Annotated in this window: 11 protein-coding genes and 3 pseudogenes; 9 read left to right on the plus strand and 5 right to left on the minus strand. The window is 59.8% G+C overall.

What is annotated here, in order from left to right; genetic code table 11:
- Positions 1-161: 161 nt before the first annotated feature.
- The 3 genes from traA to QW868_RS08010 all read left to right on the plus strand — a co-directional run bounded on the left by traA (position 162) and on the right by QW868_RS08010 (position 4,720).
- Positions 162-3,173: a Ti-type conjugative transfer relaxase TraA gene (gene traA, locus QW868_RS08000; protein WP_315715097.1), complete on the plus strand. Its 3,012-nt coding sequence runs from the start codon at positions 162-164 to the stop codon at positions 3,171-3,173.
- A gap of 128 nt (positions 3,174-3,301) precedes the next feature.
- A complete protein-coding gene (locus QW868_RS08005) occupies positions 3,302-3,517 on the plus strand; it encodes a helix-turn-helix transcriptional regulator (RefSeq protein ID WP_315715096.1) in 216 nt (71 codons plus the stop codon).
- Between the two features lie 921 nt (positions 3,518-4,438).
- Positions 4,439-4,720 carry a hypothetical protein gene (locus tag QW868_RS08010; RefSeq protein WP_315715095.1) on the plus strand — a complete coding sequence of 94 codons (282 nt, stop codon included), beginning with the start codon at positions 4,439-4,441 and terminating at the stop codon, positions 4,718-4,720.
- Positions 4,721-4,938: 218 nt separating this feature from the next.
- Here QW868_RS08010 and QW868_RS08015 read toward each other — a convergent pair whose 3' ends face one another.
- A complete protein-coding gene (locus tag QW868_RS08015; RefSeq protein WP_315715094.1) occupies positions 4,939-5,532 on the minus strand; it encodes a hypothetical protein in 594 nt (197 codons plus the stop codon).
- A gap of 341 nt (positions 5,533-5,873) precedes the next feature.
- Between QW868_RS08015 and QW868_RS08020 the strand changes: the two genes are divergently transcribed.
- The 4 genes from QW868_RS08020 to QW868_RS08035 all read left to right on the plus strand — a co-directional run bounded on the left by QW868_RS08020 (position 5,874) and on the right by QW868_RS08035 (position 10,665).
- Positions 5,874-7,268, plus strand: coding sequence for a hypothetical protein (locus tag QW868_RS08020; protein WP_315768075.1), 1,395 nt, complete (start codon positions 5,874-5,876; stop codon positions 7,266-7,268).
- The gene (locus QW868_RS08025) at positions 7,265-7,810 is read left to right on the plus strand and encodes an adenylyltransferase/cytidyltransferase family protein (RefSeq protein WP_315715092.1); all 546 of its coding nucleotides are present in this window, start codon (positions 7,265-7,267) and stop codon (positions 7,808-7,810) included. Before QW868_RS08020 ends, QW868_RS08025 begins: the two co-directional genes overlap by 4 nt.
- A gap of 79 nt (positions 7,811-7,889) precedes the next feature.
- On the plus strand, positions 7,890-9,797 hold the full coding sequence (locus QW868_RS08030) for a PEP-utilizing enzyme (protein WP_315715091.1): 1,908 nt from the start codon (positions 7,890-7,892) through the stop codon (positions 9,795-9,797).
- Positions 9,763-10,665, plus strand: a complete 903-nt coding sequence (locus QW868_RS08035) for a DHH family phosphoesterase (protein ID WP_315715090.1) — start codon at positions 9,763-9,765, stop codon at positions 10,663-10,665. The genes QW868_RS08030 and QW868_RS08035 overlap by 35 nt, the downstream gene beginning before the upstream one ends.
- Here QW868_RS08035 and QW868_RS08040 read toward each other — a convergent pair.
- Positions 10,658-10,969 carry a LexA family protein gene (locus QW868_RS08040; RefSeq protein WP_316230325.1) on the minus strand — a complete coding sequence of 104 codons (312 nt, stop codon included), beginning with the start codon at positions 10,967-10,969 and terminating at the stop codon, positions 10,658-10,660. The genes QW868_RS08035 and QW868_RS08040 overlap by 8 nt on opposite strands.
- 41 nt (positions 10,970-11,010) lie before the next feature.
- Here QW868_RS08040 and QW868_RS08045 point away from each other — a divergent pair.
- Together QW868_RS08045 and QW868_RS08050 are read left to right on the plus strand one after the other, a co-directional pair.
- Positions 11,011-12,173, plus strand: a pseudogene (locus QW868_RS08045) (IS630 family transposase).
- A gap of 237 nt (positions 12,174-12,410) precedes the next feature.
- Positions 12,411-12,689, plus strand: a complete 279-nt coding sequence (locus QW868_RS08050; protein ID WP_315715089.1) for a hypothetical protein — start codon at positions 12,411-12,413, stop codon at positions 12,687-12,689.
- Between the two features lie 678 nt (positions 12,690-13,367).
- On the opposite strand, the gene QW868_RS08055 is transcribed toward QW868_RS08050, so the two are convergent.
- The 3 genes and pseudogenes from QW868_RS08055 to tnpA all read right to left on the minus strand — a co-directional run.
- Complete coding sequence (locus QW868_RS08055) at positions 13,368-14,726, minus strand: tyrosine-type recombinase/integrase (RefSeq protein WP_315715088.1); 1,359 nt, start codon at positions 14,724-14,726, stop codon at positions 13,368-13,370.
- Positions 14,727-15,156: 430 nt separating this feature from the next.
- Positions 15,157-15,873: pseudogene (locus tag QW868_RS08060) on the minus strand (transposase); the annotation flags it as partial.
- A 111-nt stretch (positions 15,874-15,984) separates the two neighbouring features.
- Positions 15,985-16,320, minus strand: a pseudogene (gene tnpA, locus QW868_RS33525) (IS66-like element accessory protein TnpA); the annotation flags it as partial.
- Between the last annotated feature and the right edge of the window lie 208 nt (positions 16,321-16,528).

Consider the following 16,528-nt stretch of genomic DNA (forward strand, 5'->3'; position numbering starts at 1 on the left):
GTCGGTGTGAATGGAAAAATGATAGTCGAGCATCCGACGCAATGCTGTAGGGTTGCCAGGATGGGCTGAGACGGTGCGGTCCCTCCTGAGATTTTTTCGAGGGAGGGCGCGCTTATACGTCGTTCCGACGTTCGCTTCGCCGTGTAGATGATCCGGTCGCGATGGCGATCTATCATCTTCACGTCAAGGTCATTGGCCGCAAGGCCGGGAGCAGCGCGGTGGCTTCGGCGGCCTACCGCTCAGCGTCGCGGCTGCGCGACGAACGGCTTGGCCGTGATCAGGACTTTTCCGGCAAGCGCGGCGTCGTCCATTCCGAGGTGTTGCTGCCAGAGTACGCGCCGGAGGCCTGGGCCGATCGCGAGCGGCTTTGGAACGATGTCGAGGCCTGCGAACTCCGGAAGGATGCCCAGCTTGCCCGCGAGGTCGAGCTCGCCCTTCCGCGCGAGATGAGTCAGGCGCAGGGCATCGAGCTCGCCCGCGACTTCGTTCGGGGCGAGTTCGTCGGCCTCGGCATGATCGCCGATCTCAATGTGCATTGGGACAGGGCCGAGGACGGACTGGCCAAACCTCATGCCCATGTCATGCTGACGATGCGCGCGGTCGACGAGAACGGCTTTGGCCGGAAGGTGCGGGACTGGAACCGCGCCGAGATGGTCGAGCGCTGGCGCGAACGCTGGGCCGAGCTCGCCAATGAACGGCTGGCCGAGCTCGACATCGATGCGCGGGTCGACCATCGGAGTCTGGAGGCCCAGGGCATAGCACTGGAGCCGCAAAGCCAGATCGGCGCCCCCGCCAAACGCATCGAGGTTGGGGGGATTGATGGCGAACGGATGGAAGCCGACCGCGCTGAGATGCACCGCGAGATCGCACGGAACAATGGCGCGCGAATTATCGCCGATCCCTCGCTTGGACTGGACGCCATCACCCAGCAGCAATCGACCTTCACACGCCGCGACCTAACAAGGTTTGCGCACCGGCACAGTGACGGCCTCGACCAGTTCAACCAGGTCATGAGCGCGATGCAGCGAGCGCCGGATCTGGTCGAACTCGGCAGGGACGGCCGCGGCGAGGATCGATTCACCACCCGCGGAATGATCGCGGCCGAACAGCGCCTGTACCGGGCTGCTGAACGGATGGCGGAACGAGAGCGCCATCAGGTTCGCGACGTGAACCGCCGAGCCGCTTTGGCGCGAGGGGGATCGCGCGGCCTGGTGCTTTCAGGCGAGCAGGCAGACGCGCTGGCACTCATCACGAACGGACGTGATCTCAGCGTCGTGGTCGGCCATGCCGGGACGGGAAAGAGCGCGATGCTGGGGGTAGCGCGGGAGGCGTGGGAAGCAGCCGGCTTCGATGTCCAGGGCGTCGCGCTGTCCGGCATTGCCGCAGAAAACCTCAAGAGCGGATCGGGCATTGCGTCGCGCACAATCGCCAGCCTGGAGCATGGCTGGGAACAAGGCCGTGATCTGCTCAGGTCGAGCGATGTGCTGGTGATCGATGAGGCCGGCATGGTCGGCACGCGCCAGCTCGAGCGCGTGCTGTCCCATGCTGCCGAGGCTGGCGCAAAGGTGGTGCTGGTCGGCGATCCGCAACAATTGCAGGCCATCGAGGCAGGCGCAGCGTTCCGCTCCATCCATGAGCGTCACGGCGGCGCTGAGATCGGTGAAGTACGCCGTCAACGGGAGGACTGGCAGCGCGACGCCACACACGATCTAGCGACCGGCAAAGTGGGCCATGCGCTCGAAGTCTACCGCGCTCACGGCATGGTGCACGAGGCCCAGACCCGCGAGCAGGCGCGCGGCGATCTGATCGAGCGCTGGGACCGCGACCGGCAGGCGTCACCGGACCGGAGCCGAATCATACTCACCCACACCAACGACGAAGTCCGCATCCTCAACGAGGCGGCGCGGGAACGGATGCGGGCTGCCGGCGATCTGGGCGACGAGGTGGGTGTAACAGTCGAGCGCGGTGCGCGAATCTTCGCGAGCGGGGACCGCGTCATGTTCCTGCAGAACGAGCGCGGCCTTGGCGTGAAGAACGGCACGCTCGGGACGGTCGAACAGGTCAGCGCGCAATCCATGACCGTACAGGTCGACGATGGTCGGTCTGTGCGCTTCGAACTCAAGGATTACGACCGGATCGATCATGGCTATGCCGCGACGATCCACAAGGCGCAGGGCATGACGGTTGACCGCGCCCATGTGCTGGCGACGCCCGGGATGGACGCCCATAGCAGCTATGTCGCCCTGTCGCGGCACCGCGATTGGGTGGAGCTGCACTATGGCCACGATGATTTTGCCCGTCAGGACCGGCTTGTCCGTGCCCTGTCGCGCGATCGCGCCAAGGATATGGCCTCGGACTACAACCGCCCCAATCCGGTCCAGAGCTACGCCGAGCGGCGTGGCATCACGCTCCGAGAGCGCGTGGCCGAGATCGTGCGCAAGGTCGTGGACGTGAAGCTGCGCGACATGTTCGACGGCCTGCGCGTCCTTGGAGACGTGCCCGGCCGGGATAGCGGGCGAAGACCCGAGCAGGGATCGCCGGAAAGGGAAAACAGCGCTACAGCCGCCGGCCGCCGCGGAGCCGAAATGCCGGCAAGGAACGTGGCGCAAGATCCCGAAGTGGAAGCGCGTCGCGGCCGGACCCGGGCGCTCGTGCGCCATGCCCGCGCCGTGGACGCGATCTTCAAGGCACAGGAGACGGGTGGCAGGGCCAGTCCCGAGCAGGTGAAAGAGCTGCAGAAGGCCCGCCAAGCCTTCGAAGAGGTGCGTCCGTTTGGCTCGCGCGATGCCGAGGCCGCCTACAAGAAGAACCCGGAGTTCGCCCGCGACGCGGCGGACGGCCGGGTCAATCGCGCCATCCGCGCGCTCCAGCTCGAAACCGAACTCCGAAGCGATCCGGGTCGTCGCGCCGACCACTTCGTCGAGCGATGGCGGAAGCTCGACCAGGCCAGCCATCGCCTGTACCAGGCGGGCGACTGGTCTGGCTACAAGGCCAACCGCTCGGTAATGGGCGACATGGCCAAGAGCCTCGAACGCGATCCGCAACTGGAATCTATCCTCGCCAACCGCAAGCGGGAACTCGGTATCGCGTTCGAATCAGGCCGCAGGCTCGGTCATGAATTGGCTTTCGCCCATGGCATCGACCTCGGCAGGGGCCGGGGCCTAGGAATTTGAATCATCTCGTTTGCCGCCGGCTCTACGCTATACCTAGCAACTTGCGAGATCCTCTTGTCCGTCCGCAGCCGCTAGGCCTCTCTGGTCTCATAAGCCCTCAACAACAGCCAGCAAGAGGCAGCGCGGCCATGCGCGAACCAGACCGTATCATTCGGCTAAAGACCGTCCTCACCAGGACTGGTCTGTCCCGATCTACCATCTACCGCAAGATCGCGGAGGGCACCTTCCCGGCCCAGCTCAAAATCAGCAGCAACGGCTCGGGCTGGCGTGAATCCGATGTCAACCGCTGGATCGCAGATCCTCTTGGGTGGCGTCCCGAGGGCGGGTCTCCAAGAGCCAGGTGACCCCTACGGCCCGTCCTTTAACCGGCGGCACGGCGTAGAGACTGTCGCTCACGCATCGTTTCTTCGTCCGCCCTTAATTCCGATCGCGAACCCTTCCTGCGCCAGTGTATCCGAAACCCCGAGTTCATCCCTGACGCTCTTCCATTTCCGCATCGACTACCACTCAGCTGTGCCTAGGGGAGCGGTAGTCTCTAAGTTCAGACCGAGCAACTTTGGAAATATTCGCCTCCGATCGGAGAAAGCGATCGAAAGGCCTCCAAGGATGCGCTGCTCGTCTTGTAGCCTGATAGGAAGTCAAGTGGCCAAAGATGCGATCAAAGTCGGCGGCACGACCCGTACGAGCTCTATGGTGAGTGATTGGGCTGTCACTATCGGTTGCAGCGACGCCGAGGTCAGGTACCACTTTGAGCGGAAATTGACCCAGGGGACGCGCACTTTCGATGGAAACGCTTCCTCCGGCTTTCGCGACAACGACTGCAACCGCCCAGACGCTACACCAGATTGTTTCCATATCCTTATCTCGTCCTACATCGCGCGCGTCGGTCGGATTGCCGATACCTACGGCCCTTACCTGCATGATGTCCGCCTGCGATCCACCTGAAAGCTCGACCCCATACCCTGGAGTAGCCAGCTTTCGGGGAACGCCCCGGCCGCCCGCGACCCACGCCGTCATCATTCCCTCGGAGGCCTCATAGCCGAGGCTCGCGAGCCCGTCCAAGACGGCGCGTCGCCGCTCCTCCGCGGCCATAGAGCGGACCTCCGGTCGGGCCACGCCCTCCCTTCGTCCCGCTCCCGCCGGCGCTCTCTCATCCTGATTGTCGCTGGGTTCTCACCTTGATTGTCGCCGCGCGCGCCTAGGCCGGTTTCATCTCCGACAGCTCGACATGGTCCCCAGCAAGGTCCCGTTAGAGGCGCTAGCTCGTGTCCGACTTTAATCGCAGCGCTGAGATCGAGAAGCAGACTGTCAGCACTAAGTGCCCGCCGGGCGCGTGGCTCAGCCTCGAGAGCCGCAATCCGGGCGGAAAAAGGACTCTGCTCGATCCCAAGGCCAGCAAGTTCGCCGAGGAGCTTGTCCACCTTCAAAAGAGCTTGGTCGTCGCCTGCGCCGCCTTGCTGGGCAGTCCACTCCTCGAGCGTGATACGATGGCCGGCGGCACCGGACCGATCGGCGAGCGCCCGCTGACGCTGGGTGACGCTGGGTGACGCCTTCGGAGCGATCCGCTGGCTGATGCAGCATTAGCCCCTTGTTAGCCGCCTTGTTCAGACTCTCAGTGATGCTGCGGGAGCCGTAAGCTCGCATCGAAGATCGACCGGAATTTCGATGTGTGAAGTTCCCCACCAGTGGCAGGGAAGCGGACTCGGCACGCCTCTGATCACCCTTGCGCTTCACTTCAGATTCCGTGGCCCTTTCGGCGCGTCGCTCAGTATTGGCGTTCAAATACGAGATTTCCGCAATAGCTTTCTGATTGAAGGTTCGTGAGCCTATCCGCGTCGAGCGCGCGGCCAGTTTCGCCGCGCCCGCCGATTATCCGATCGATATCCGACTGATCAATCGTCCCACTACGTTTGCAGGTCGAAGTCCAAATTTCGATAGTCGTCTCGAGGCGGGACAGGCTGCGGCGGCACATTGAGACAACTCCTGCACGGATAACCATCCGATTGACGACGGCGCCGCGCGACGCGTCGACCGTCTCCATGTACTGCAACAGAGGTCCGGCGTGTTTCCGCCGGTCGGCGGCGGTTGGCGCGACATAGCACTTCGAGTCAAACACGTCAGGGGGACGGCCCTGAGCGATTACTCCGGCGCCTACACGTCCGGCCATAAGGATCTCGCCAACAGCGTGGGCGCTGTAACGGTAAATCTCTGGTACCAGCCCAGCCCAATGTTCTGCAACGCCCGGCGGACTTACGGTTTTCAAGACGTTCGTGGCCAATTCCGCCAGATCAGGCAAAAATCCCGATTCAGATGGTCCACCCTGCGCGAGAAGCGACGAGATATGACTATTAGAAATCATCACAACTTCAGGTGTTTAACTTGCATCCCGGTTTCGCAAGACTTGACACTGCGTGCGTTCCGTATTGAGGTCGAACTTTCTCGGAATGCGTGTGTAAGGATATTTAGCCACGTTCAATACTAGGTCAGTGGGGACTGCCGCCAAACGTTTCGTCAGACACCGGCTAGGTCCAAATGGCTCCATGAAGCTCTGCAGCTCAGGCTAATGGCCAGCCTGCTGCTATGGCAATCCGCTCGAGTTCGTTGGAGCGTTGGACATTTGTGTGCTTCTGCCTGGTGAATCGCACGAAATCCGCACGCAGTTCGCATAGCCCCAGCACATAGATGGAGCATGATCGGACAATGGACCAGAAAATAGAAATCATGCGTGCTGACCCGGTGGTCGTCCGCAACGGGCAGAAAATAGAGATTACAGGACGGCAAAGGGAATTATTTCGTCTACTCATTCTCAACGACGGACGTACGGTTTCCAATGAATTGATCGCGCAATTGCGCGATACCGATATCGATTCTGCTCGCGGAAAAATCCGCGATCTACGTGAACAATTGCGCAAGATCGGTAGCGATGACCTGATACACAATGATCGATCCGCAGGCTACCGAGCATTGGTGAAGGGTTGGCACGTGGACGCCCATGAATTCCGGGATACCATTGATCCGATGCCCGGCGCGTTCGACGGCCAACTCGGCCAGAATATCGATTCCGAAAATGCCCGGCTCGATATTCCCAAACTGAAGCGCGTCCTTGCGTTCTGGCACGAGAACCCAGCGATTCATCTTCCGGTCGAAACCAATCTTGAATCCCGATTTGACTCGTTGAAAAAGAAGGCCGAAGACCGGCTCCTCATTTCTCAACTTTGTTCACAGCAGCAGGGATTGATACACGAGGCAATCCAAGAGCTAGAGCACAGGAGTCGGCGAGCTGCCGATGATATTACGTGGGAGCTACTGCTTTTGGCATATCATGCCACTGGCAAAAACTCACAGCTCCACTCGACGTGGCAACGCATAGTTGAACACTACGAAGGGCGGACGCCAAAGGCGCTCAGTAGCCTCAGACAGAGTATCGGAAACGGAAAATTCAAGAATCCCTTCCGCTCGAATGTAACGAGTCCTAACGAGTCGACTCAAGACGATGATGTCGCCGTGCAGGATAAAAACGCACAGACGCTTCAATCCCTTTGCTCGATGCTGGGAATTACCACAGCATCACAAATGCGTCTCCTTGACTCGCATTTGACGCCCCTAGCCTGCATCCGCCGCACGCGAAGTCGCCTCTATTTTTCCGGCGTTCTCGCCTCCAAGTGGGTTATTGAACCCGCGGTGCGCAGCAAATTCAACGAACTGCTGACACGGCTCGACAAGGATGAGGGTGACGTTCGGTTTCTCATGATCAACCCGAATGGAGACGGCTTTCGGCGACTGAACGAACTGCGCGAAGGCAACATATCGGCGGAGTCAATCGCACCAATGAAGATCCTGGCCGAAAGACACCGCAGCTTACAGGTTCGACTATATAACGGCCTACCGTCCTTTCGCATCGTTGTGATTGACGACGACGTGGTAAGTTTTTCGCCCTACCGGCTTGCAGCAGACGCCTATCTCGCAAGCAACCACGGCTGGGAGGCGCCTCACGTCGTTCTTGACCCTATGGCCACCTATCCGCTGGCTGAAGCATTTCTTCTTCTCTTCAATGAAACCTGGGCAAATGCGGTCCCCATCGGAGATGTCCTATGACGCACTATGGACTAGTTCTCGGTCGATTTCAGCCGCTGCACATCGGTCACATGGAGTACCTGGAGGCCGCAAAGCGTTCATGCGATCGCCTGGTGGTTGGCATAACCAACCCTGATACCTCGTCTCTAATTCATCACCAAGCTGATCCCAATCGTTCCAAGAACGAGAACAATCCATTCTCGTATTTCCTGCGATACGAAATGGTCGATCAGTCCCTTCGTGACGCTGGATGGCCGCCGGATTCGTTCGCAATTGTACCGGCCGATGTCGCTGACCTCTCAAAAGTCACGGCCTTTCTTCCGACTGCTACGCGAACGACCGTCTTCATCACGATCTATGATGCTTGGGGCGAGGAGAAAGCCCGCCGCCTCGAAGACCTCGGCTATAAAGTTGAAATTCTCTGGCGTCGCAGCATGTCTCAACGTGTCACATCGGGAACGGAGCTCCGCCGTCTGATGCAAGAGAACCGCCCCTGGCGCCAATTCGTCCCACCAGGGGTTGCCCTACATATCGATCGATCGGGTTGGCTTCCTTCTTCCTAAGAAGCTGCTCAAGCGTCCGAGAACACGAGCAAGCCGAACGAGGGACATCGTCACTAAAACTAGTATGTAAGGTGCTACAATGTACGAACTCGATGGCAGGACGCATTTACAACGCGAGCTGATAGGCGGCAAGGCCTTCTACCTAAATGAACTGATGTCTATCCGCGTGAGGGTGCCTCCCACTCTCGTGGTTCCTTGCGCGGACCGCGTTGTCGATCTCGATGCCATCGTAACCTGGCTAAGATCCAACGTCAGTCGAACAGTCGACGCCTGGCCTCTTGCGGTTCGCAGTTCGTCGGGGATGGAGGATTCCGAGAGCGAATCCAGGGCGGGGCATTATTTGAGCTTGCTCGGCACCTTTGATCGCGATGCGTTGTCCGATGCGATCGCGCGCGTAAGGCAATCGGGCCCTGCTATGTCTGTCATCGTGCAGCCGCTTCTCGCTCCCATCATTGCGGGCGTTGCATTTTCTTGTGATCCCCTTTCATATACGCGAAATGAAACTACCGTTGTTTGGACCCAGGGACTTGCAGATCGATTGGTGGCCGGCGATGAGACGGGTAATACGGTTATCATAAGTGCAGAGGACGAGATTCAAGTTGGCAGCTGGCCGATTGCGGTAGGCTTGCTCAGGCAGATCGCAGAATTTATTCGACGGATCGCGGACCTTCATCGAGCTCCAGCCGACATTGAGTGGGCCATCGACCAAGACCACGAACTCTGGCTGGTTCAGGCGCGCCCCGTGGTCTTGCCAAGTGACATTCACCTCTCGCTCGATAATTTGGATAGCTTTGCTCGCTTGCCAAATCTCGTGAAGCAGCATCCCAAGATTCGACTCCGAAGGCAGGCTTTCGAGCGAGGTGTCTTGATGGCACCCGCCATTGTCGAGTCATGGTCATCTTGTCCACCTCAAAGTCCACTTGCCGCGAATGACGATCTCGGCGAGCCGGCCGGCGTTAGCGTAGTTCTGCTACATCCCGAGCGCGTCCAGAGCCAAGTTGTACGCGAGTTCGCTTCCGTGCGGGGATCTGATGTGGACTTCTTTACGCGCGGTTGCCGGCGCTATTCTATTAGGCGCTATCCTCGTTCTATAGGTGTTTCTGCCGCAAAGGAGTCAGTGCTCAAGGCGGGTTTGGAGACTTCCTGGCTTTCAGTCGCCATTGTCCAAGCGGTATGGGACGCATTCGCGACTGGCATCATTCGACGCACCAATGATGGATACTTGATCGAGCTTGCACAGGGGCACTTCGTCCCCAAGGGAGTTGTTCCAACTTCGACGATCGTTCTTGACCACGAGCGCCACGTGATCTCGACGGTATGGCGGGAGCAACCGGCGGCCTATCGCTTTATCGATGGCCACGTTGTTACCGAAGCGCCACCGGAACACCAATTAAAACTTGATGGCACCGCACTAAGAACCATTGCTGCCGCCTTTGACCCACTTTTCGAATTGTACGGAGATGCAGCCTTGGAATTTGGGCTTTTAGAGGCGACGGATGGATTACGACCATACCTGATCGATGTCGCTGAGGGCGACACAGCTGGGTTGTCACTGGACATAGAACTAATCCGCTCTGGGGTTCTTTCGGTAGGAAAGTGCCGTGGCCGGATCCGCCGCGTCACTCTTTCCGCCATCGGCGCACTCGACAGCCACCTTCACGATCGACCCGAGGCGGCTCCCGTAACCGGGGATAACGTCGTCATCGTAGCAGAGCGCGCCTCAGTAGACTTGTTGCCGTTCGTCGGAGCCCCGGGAGTATCTGGCTTCATTTTTGAAAGAGGCTCTATACTTGCCCACCTTGCAGTCGTCTTGCGCGAGAAGGGAATTCCGGCCGTGGCGCTCGAGGACAACTTGTTGATCGGATCATTGCCAGACGAAGCGGTTGTCGAAATTGATGCCTCAGATCGCTCTTTGTCGAAAGCCGCAAGAGTAACCCTGCTCGGAGCTTCTCATGAATGCGATCATAGTTTCGTACTTCAATCCTGATCTAGATGGTGTGGCTTGCTCCATAGCCTTGGCGGCCTTAGAGTATCCGGCTTTGGCGGCCCGAGTTCTTGGAAATTTGGACCGCGAGACCAGGCTCGTGTTGGATACCCTAGACCTTCCTATACCACTTACCTTGACGGACTGGTCCAACGTCGAGGTCATCTGGCTCGTGGATACCCATCACCCCAAGCAGCTACCAGCGGGCTTTCCCGCACATTTGGTAACGCAGATCATAGATCACCACCCCGGCGGCAGTCCGGAGACCTATCCACACGCTGAGATCCAGAATGAAGCAGTGGGTGCTGCCGCCACGCTGGTTGCTGAGCGTTTCGAGCGCCGCAGTGTCAATATGCCAGCTGAAATTGCTGTTCTCCTGCAAGCGGCCATTCTATCAAATACGCTTGAATTTAGCGCGCCGGCGACCAGCAACAGAGATCGACGAGCGAACGAATCCCTTGCGCGGATTAGACCTCTTGATCTTCGGCTTCTTGACGGAATGCGGCAGATCCGACGCGAGAAAGTCTTGCTTGCTACGGATGTCCTTTTAAACAGCGACGCCAAGGTTTTCGAAACACGGCACGGACAGGTCGTTATTGCTCAGGTTGAGGCGCCCGGCGCTCTTCAGATACTATCGAGGCCAGACTTGATACCGGCGATGAGACAATTCGCTGCTTCTCGGAACACTGCGAGCGCAGTGCTCAATCTAGTTGATACTGAGGCCGGAAAAAGCGCGGTGCTAGCCACTGACGAGCAAGTGCTCGGCATCATCGCCAGCGCGCTTCGTTCACCCATAGACGCTCGAGCAGTCGTGAAGATGGATCGCATCCTGCAGCGCAAGACAGACATCATTCCATTCATCGTCAGCTAGCCATTTGTATACTAGTACCTCGACACAGAGGTTTTGACCGGTGATCGGGGTCCTGCAGGATCGGCAGGTCTTCGGGTGCGCGTAGGACTTGGATGCTGCGTGGGGTTCCCGGGGTTCTGCGAATGAAGCCGGCGCGCTCAAGTGTAAGGATCATTTGGTGCACGGTCGCCGGCGTGACGCCGAAATAGCGCTGGATGTCGCGTTCGGCCGGCGGCTGCCGGTTGACGCGGGTGTAGGCGTCGATGAACGCTAGATATTGGCCCTGCTTGGGAGTGAAGCCGGGCGGCTTTGCCAGACATTTGATTCATCGGCCGATTCAGCTCGGCCTCCAAGACGGAGGCCGCGATGAACATACGCTATCATGTCGATATGAGCAGCGCCGAGCGGGCGGAACTGGAGCTCTTGCTGGCTGGCGGCAGCCAGGCGGTCCGCAAGCTCAAGCGGGCGCAGATCCTGCTGGCAGCCGATGCCGGGATGAGCGACGACGACATTGCCACTAGCGTAGGCGTCGGTCATTCGACGGGGTATCGGACCCGACGGCGTTTCGTCGAAGGCAATCTGACTGCGGCCCTGAGTGAGGAGCCACGGGCCGGTGCGGAACGCAAGCTCACCGAGAAGCAGGAAGCGCTGCTGGTGGCCACCGCCTGCTCGAGCCCGCCTGCGGGGCGGGCGCGTTGGACGCTGGAGCTTCTGGCCGACGAGATGGTCAGGTTGACGTCCCACGAGAGCCTGTCGCGCGAGACGGTGCGGCGGGCGCCTAGCCGAGAACGATCTCAAACCATGGCGCAGGTGCATGTGGTGCGTGCCAAAGGTCGACGCGGAGTATGTCGCGCGCATGGAGGATGTGCTCAATCTGTACGCCGAGCCATCCGATCCGCGTCAGCCTGTGATCTGCTTTGATGAGAGTCCGGTCCAGCTCATTGCCGGGACCCAGTCACCGATTCCGGCAAAGCCTGGACAGATCGAGCGCTACGATTACGAGTACCGGCGCAATGGCACGGCCAATCTGTTCGTGCTCATCGACGTGAACCGTCCCTGGCGCAAATGTGAAGGTCACCGAGCACCGCGCCGCAACCGACTTCGCCCAATGCATGCGCGAACTCGTCGACGTGCACTATCCCAAGGCCGATCGCATTCGCGTGGTGCTCGACAATCTGTCCACCCATACGGCCGGCGCGCTCTAACAGGCGTTCCCGGCTGACCAGGCGCGTCGGCTGCTGCGTCGCCTGGAGTTCCATCACACCCCAAAGCATGTCAGTTGGCTCAACATGGTCGCGATCGAGATCGGCGTCCTCGTCCGCCAGTGCCTCGACCGGCGCATCGACAGTTACGCCGGCCTCGTCAGAGAGACCGCCGCATGGGAGAAACGTCGGAACGCCGAGCTAGCACGGATCAAATGGATGTTCACGACCGAACAGGCTCGTGCCAAGCTAGGCCACGCCTATCCCAAAATCTCCGCGGCAGCAGCGAGAAAGCAAAGAGTCAAAATCTCTGTGTCGAATTACTAGCCCTGACTTTGCAGAGCTCCTCCGAAGCACAATCAAGCGGCGCTCCAGTCCGCTCCGGATAGCGTGCGAACTCCGTGCAGCTACCGCGCGGCCATTGACTGTCGGCTGCACTCTACACTCACCTAGGAAACCCGCTCCAGCACCCGGCTGGCCACGGTTGCGCGCGCCTAATGCGCGTGCCGCAGCCGAGCACTTTCGGCAGTGGCCTAACGCCAGACGTAACTTAGGAGAAGAAATATGGACCTGTTCAGTTTCGACCTCGTCGCTGGGGCCGTCGTGGGCGCCATCTTGCTCGGGGGCACCGCATTCGTCCCGCTAGCGAGAAACGTGGCACTTGCTGCAACCAACGGAGCAATCGTCGCAGCTTATTTGCGCGGCGGCATCGACGAAATCCTTAATCTCGCAGATGTTGTACAACAACAGATGCTCGCACACCTACCTTTTTCTATCGGCGCACTCTTAGGGGCCATCTTGGTCAGCATCATCGCAGCCCAGAGAGCTCATCTGATACAGTAACTCAGATGCGTGGGGATAGCCGGTGGTGACGCCTAAGTTCGCCACCAGCTCCTCAACTTACCCCAAGGTAAAGCGAGCGGACATCTGCAGTCTAACTCAGACCGAGCGGTACGCGACTTCGTCAGCAACGCTGTAGTGCATGGCAGCAGTGGCAAGACGTCTGATCGGGTCACTCCGCGCGAGCGACCTTATTGAGCGATCACCCACACACCACGCGTAGCGCGGAGATCGCCACAATTTGATGCCGTCGCGGCGAGTGTTAAATCGGGTTTCTTGATTAGATCCGTCGTTGAAGCCCAAGCCTTACCAGGGATCTTGCTGACGAAACCGTCAAACACTCGCTAGAATGTCGGCAGCCACGTCGTCAAAGCGTTCCCGTTCTTCCGCCGTCAACAGTGGGTGAACATCCGAGAGAAAGCCACGACGATCGAGTCTCTCGAGGTCCCTCCCTTTGTTCCTCTGTAGAAGACCGCAAAGCTTCTTTGAAAGACTACGTCGGTTGAAGACGCTGGAATGCTGGCAGTGCCGGATAACTATGGAATTCACCTGGAAAGAAAACAATTTTGGAGGGTAGAGAGCTACAATCCCCACTTCGTTTACCTTGACCTTGAGACGAATATTCGCAGAATGGTCTTTCGCTGCGACGTCCGCCCCTCAGATCTGCAGATCGCAGGCACGCTAGCCAGCAGGGCTCTCCGAACCCTCGACCCGGGCGGCCCGCTCACCAACAGCTTGGGCTAAGAAGCGAGCTAATGCTGCTTGCCGCGAATCACGATCGAGTGCGTAGGCAGTTTGCTTGAATTTCACTCCGTCGAGAAGTCCCTGAATGTAGCCCGAAATCGTATCGGCGGCCATGACGAGCGCGGTGTCGAGTGTATGGATGTACTTGCTGGTGACAGAACCCTTCGAATGACCAACCAGCGCTGCGATCGTAACCTCGGTGAAGCCGAGGTCGTTCGCGATGCTAGCAAAACTGTGACGCAGCACGTGAGGCGTGAAATTTGAAAGCGACGATTTGCTGAACAACTGTTCCCAGTGATTCGGGAAGCTGCCGAATGCGTTATCGTCTCTGTACCCCGGGAAAACGTAAGAGCCGACTTTCTTCCGTTTTCGGGCGTCCATGAATTCCACCACAGGAAGCCCAATCGGTCGGATTGAGGCACCCTCCTTGCTGTCCGCTAGACGCAGACAGCTCGACTCGGTATCCACTTCCGACCACCTCAGGCCGATGATTTCACTGCGACGGCAGCCGGTCAGCGCTATCTGGCGAATGATGTCGACCGTTATGGCGTACTTTTCGTCCTTTGCTGCTTCCTCCAGCATCTCGCCCAGCGTCCGGTACTCGGCCTCCGTAAGCCGACGATTGCGGACATTGTCCTTCGGCTTGCGAATGCCGTGGGCTGGATTGTGCTCGATGATCCCAGCCTCGACCGCGTAGGTGAGAATGCCCCCGAGGAGACCGACGGTTCGCGTTGCCGTGCCGACGCCGCCACGTACATTGGCCCTGCCACGAAGCTTCTTGGTCTTGACGCTGGCACGGGTCTTCCCGGCCATGATGTCCTTCAGGACCTTGTTGACGTCTGCTTTGACGAGATCCTTGACGCGTCGCGTGCCAATCAACGGAATGATGTGGCGATTGATGCGTCCAGTGTCCGTCACCAACGTTGTCGACTTCTTCGGGCGTCCGCCCTTGCCTAGAATAAGGCCCGCTTCGAAGTCTTTGAGGTAGAGTTCGCAGAGCTCCTTGACCGTGACCGCCTTGTGGTCGAGCTGCCGCTCCTCGGCCGGGTTGTCGCCTTGTGCCACCCGCCCCAACTGGATCTTGGCTTCCTTACGAGCAAGCTCCGGCGTCCAAACGCCGTGAACACCGATACTGTAGCGGCGAGAGCGGCCGGCTGAACGGTATTGAATCAGGTAGCTGCGCTTGCCCGATTTGAAGACGCGCAGACCAAAGCCAGGCAGATCGTCATCCCAGATGACGTAGTCCTTGTCTTGCGGTTCGGCGCCATCGACAACGCGTTTACTGAGCTTAGGCACGGATTTTCTCTCCTCCGAAGCCCGTCTCCCGCGTAAGCACCACGTAAGCACTTGGAGGAAAACCGGGGCGTATCGCAGGATAGAGCCGGCGGACGCTCATTCGAGATTTACTAATGGTTAGAGTAGGATATCGTAGCATTGGATGTCCTGGCGTTTCCTTGCGCAGGACAACTTAAAATACTCCGAAGGCAAAGGTCACACGTTCGAATCGTGTCGGGTGCGCCACTCAATCAATAGCTCTCTCGGAAGTCGGGAAGAGCCCGCGACACATCCCCCGCAGCTACTGACCGTATTTTGCGTTCAGCGCCAAAGGCGCCTTCGCCCCGATTGGATTTGGTCGTCAGAAGCCAAGTGATGTGCTTGAATTGCGTAGGCGTCCGGTGAAGGCCACGGGCCGAGCGACTGCTCTGGACGGTCTGGAGCGGCTCGATCAGGCGGCGGCCGATGTCTGGGCGGCCTGCCAGCTCCAGGGAAGCAGATCGGCGAGCTTGCTGGCCGGATGATCGGGTAGCTTGGCGAGGACGTCGGCGAGCCAAGCCTGCGGGTCGACGTTGTTGAGCTTGGCGGTCTGGATCAGCGTGTAGATGGCGGCAGCGCGGCGGCCGCCTTCGTCGGAGCCGGCGAAGGTCCAATTCTTGCGGCCGAGGGCCACGGCGCGCAGCTCGCGCTCGGCCGTATTGTGAACACCTCCCAGCGCTTGAAGCTGTAGTCGATTGCTTTTGCGGTCTCGCTCTTGCCGGACAGCTTGGTACGGCGTTCGCGCAGGAAGCCGTGGAGCTCGTCGACGAGTGGGCAGCTGCGTGCGTCGCGCACGGCTTTGCGTTCGTGGGCCGGTAGACCGTTGATCTCGCGTTCGATCGCAAACAGCGCGTCGATCTTCGCGATCGCTTCGATCGCGATCGGCGCCTTCTTCAGCCGTGCGATCTCAAAGAACTTGCGCCGTGCATGCGCCCAGCAGCCGACCTCAATGATCGGGCCCGGCTTGCGCGCAGCCGTGCAGCCCGTATTTGGCGAACAGGATGTGCGCCAACAGGCGCGGTCCCGCGCGTCCGCGCGAGATCGGATGGAACGGCGCCGGCGGCTGCGTGATCGCCTCGCAGGCGCGGCAGGAGAACTTCTCCCGTACATGCTGGATCACCTTCCACTGAGCGCCAGACCGTCGAAGCCCTTGCGCATGTCGGTATGGCCTGTCGCAAGCCAGACCCGGGTGCCGGAGGGGATCGGGATCGTCATCGCGAACCGCCTGGAGCGCCGCGATCACCGCGGTCACCGTCGCGACATCCGCCGCGCCGCTGATCCGGATCTTGGCCTCCGCCCCGAGCTCTACTTCGATCAGCCCCTGCGTTGGAGCTGCCGCCGCGTGAGGATCGGCTGCGATCGTCAAGGCGGCGAAACCCGGCGCGGCAGCCTCCTTGCCGCATAGCTGCTGGCGCCAGCGAAACACCTGGCTGGAATGCACCCCGAACGCTCGCGCCACCTCCAGGATCGTCGCTCCCGGTTCTAACGCTGCAGCAACGACACGCTCCTTATCGGCCCGCGACCAATGCCGCCGTCGCCGCTCCGACGTGATCACTTCCACTTCCGCTTTAGCCATAGGACTGGCTCCAGGACTAGTCCTATGGCTTCAACAAGCGTCAGCTCCGACGCAAGGCGGCCGTCGCCGGGGGCTTACCTTGCTCGCGGAAAACCGCGGCCGCTGCTCGCCGACCGTGAACGGTTCGAGCGCAACTATCAGGAGTGGCTCCTTGCGGTCGGCTGCACACGTCCGCAAACGTCGAGTTAGGTCGGCACGAGACTGCAGC

The sequence above is a fragment of the Bradyrhizobium sp. SZCCHNR1051 genome (genome assembly GCF_032489615.1).
Classification (GTDB): domain Bacteria; phylum Pseudomonadota; class Alphaproteobacteria; order Rhizobiales; family Xanthobacteraceae; genus Bradyrhizobium.

Bases quoted from the DNA above. Each gene is read 5' to 3' on its own strand.
- traA (WP_315715097.1), top strand. From the start codon at position 162: ATGGCGATCTATCATCTTCACGTCAAGGTCATTGGCCGCAAGGCCGGG.
- QW868_RS08005 (WP_315715096.1), top strand. From the start codon at position 3,302: ATGCGCGAACCAGACCGTATCATTCGGCTAAAGACCGTCCTCACCAGG.
- QW868_RS08015 (WP_315715094.1), bottom strand. From the start codon at position 5,532: ATGATTTCTAATAGTCATATCTCGTCGCTTCTCGCGCAGGGTGGACCA.
- QW868_RS08020 (WP_315768075.1), top strand. From the start codon at position 5,874: ATGGACCAGAAAATAGAAATCATGCGTGCTGACCCGGTGGTCGTCCGC.
- QW868_RS08025 (WP_315715092.1), top strand. From the start codon at position 7,265: ATGACGCACTATGGACTAGTTCTCGGTCGATTTCAGCCGCTGCACATC.
- QW868_RS08030 (WP_315715091.1), top strand. From the start codon at position 7,890: ATGTACGAACTCGATGGCAGGACGCATTTACAACGCGAGCTGATAGGC.
- QW868_RS08035 (WP_315715090.1), top strand. From the start codon at position 9,763: ATGAATGCGATCATAGTTTCGTACTTCAATCCTGATCTAGATGGTGTG.
- QW868_RS08050 (WP_315715089.1), top strand. From the start codon at position 12,411: ATGGACCTGTTCAGTTTCGACCTCGTCGCTGGGGCCGTCGTGGGCGCC.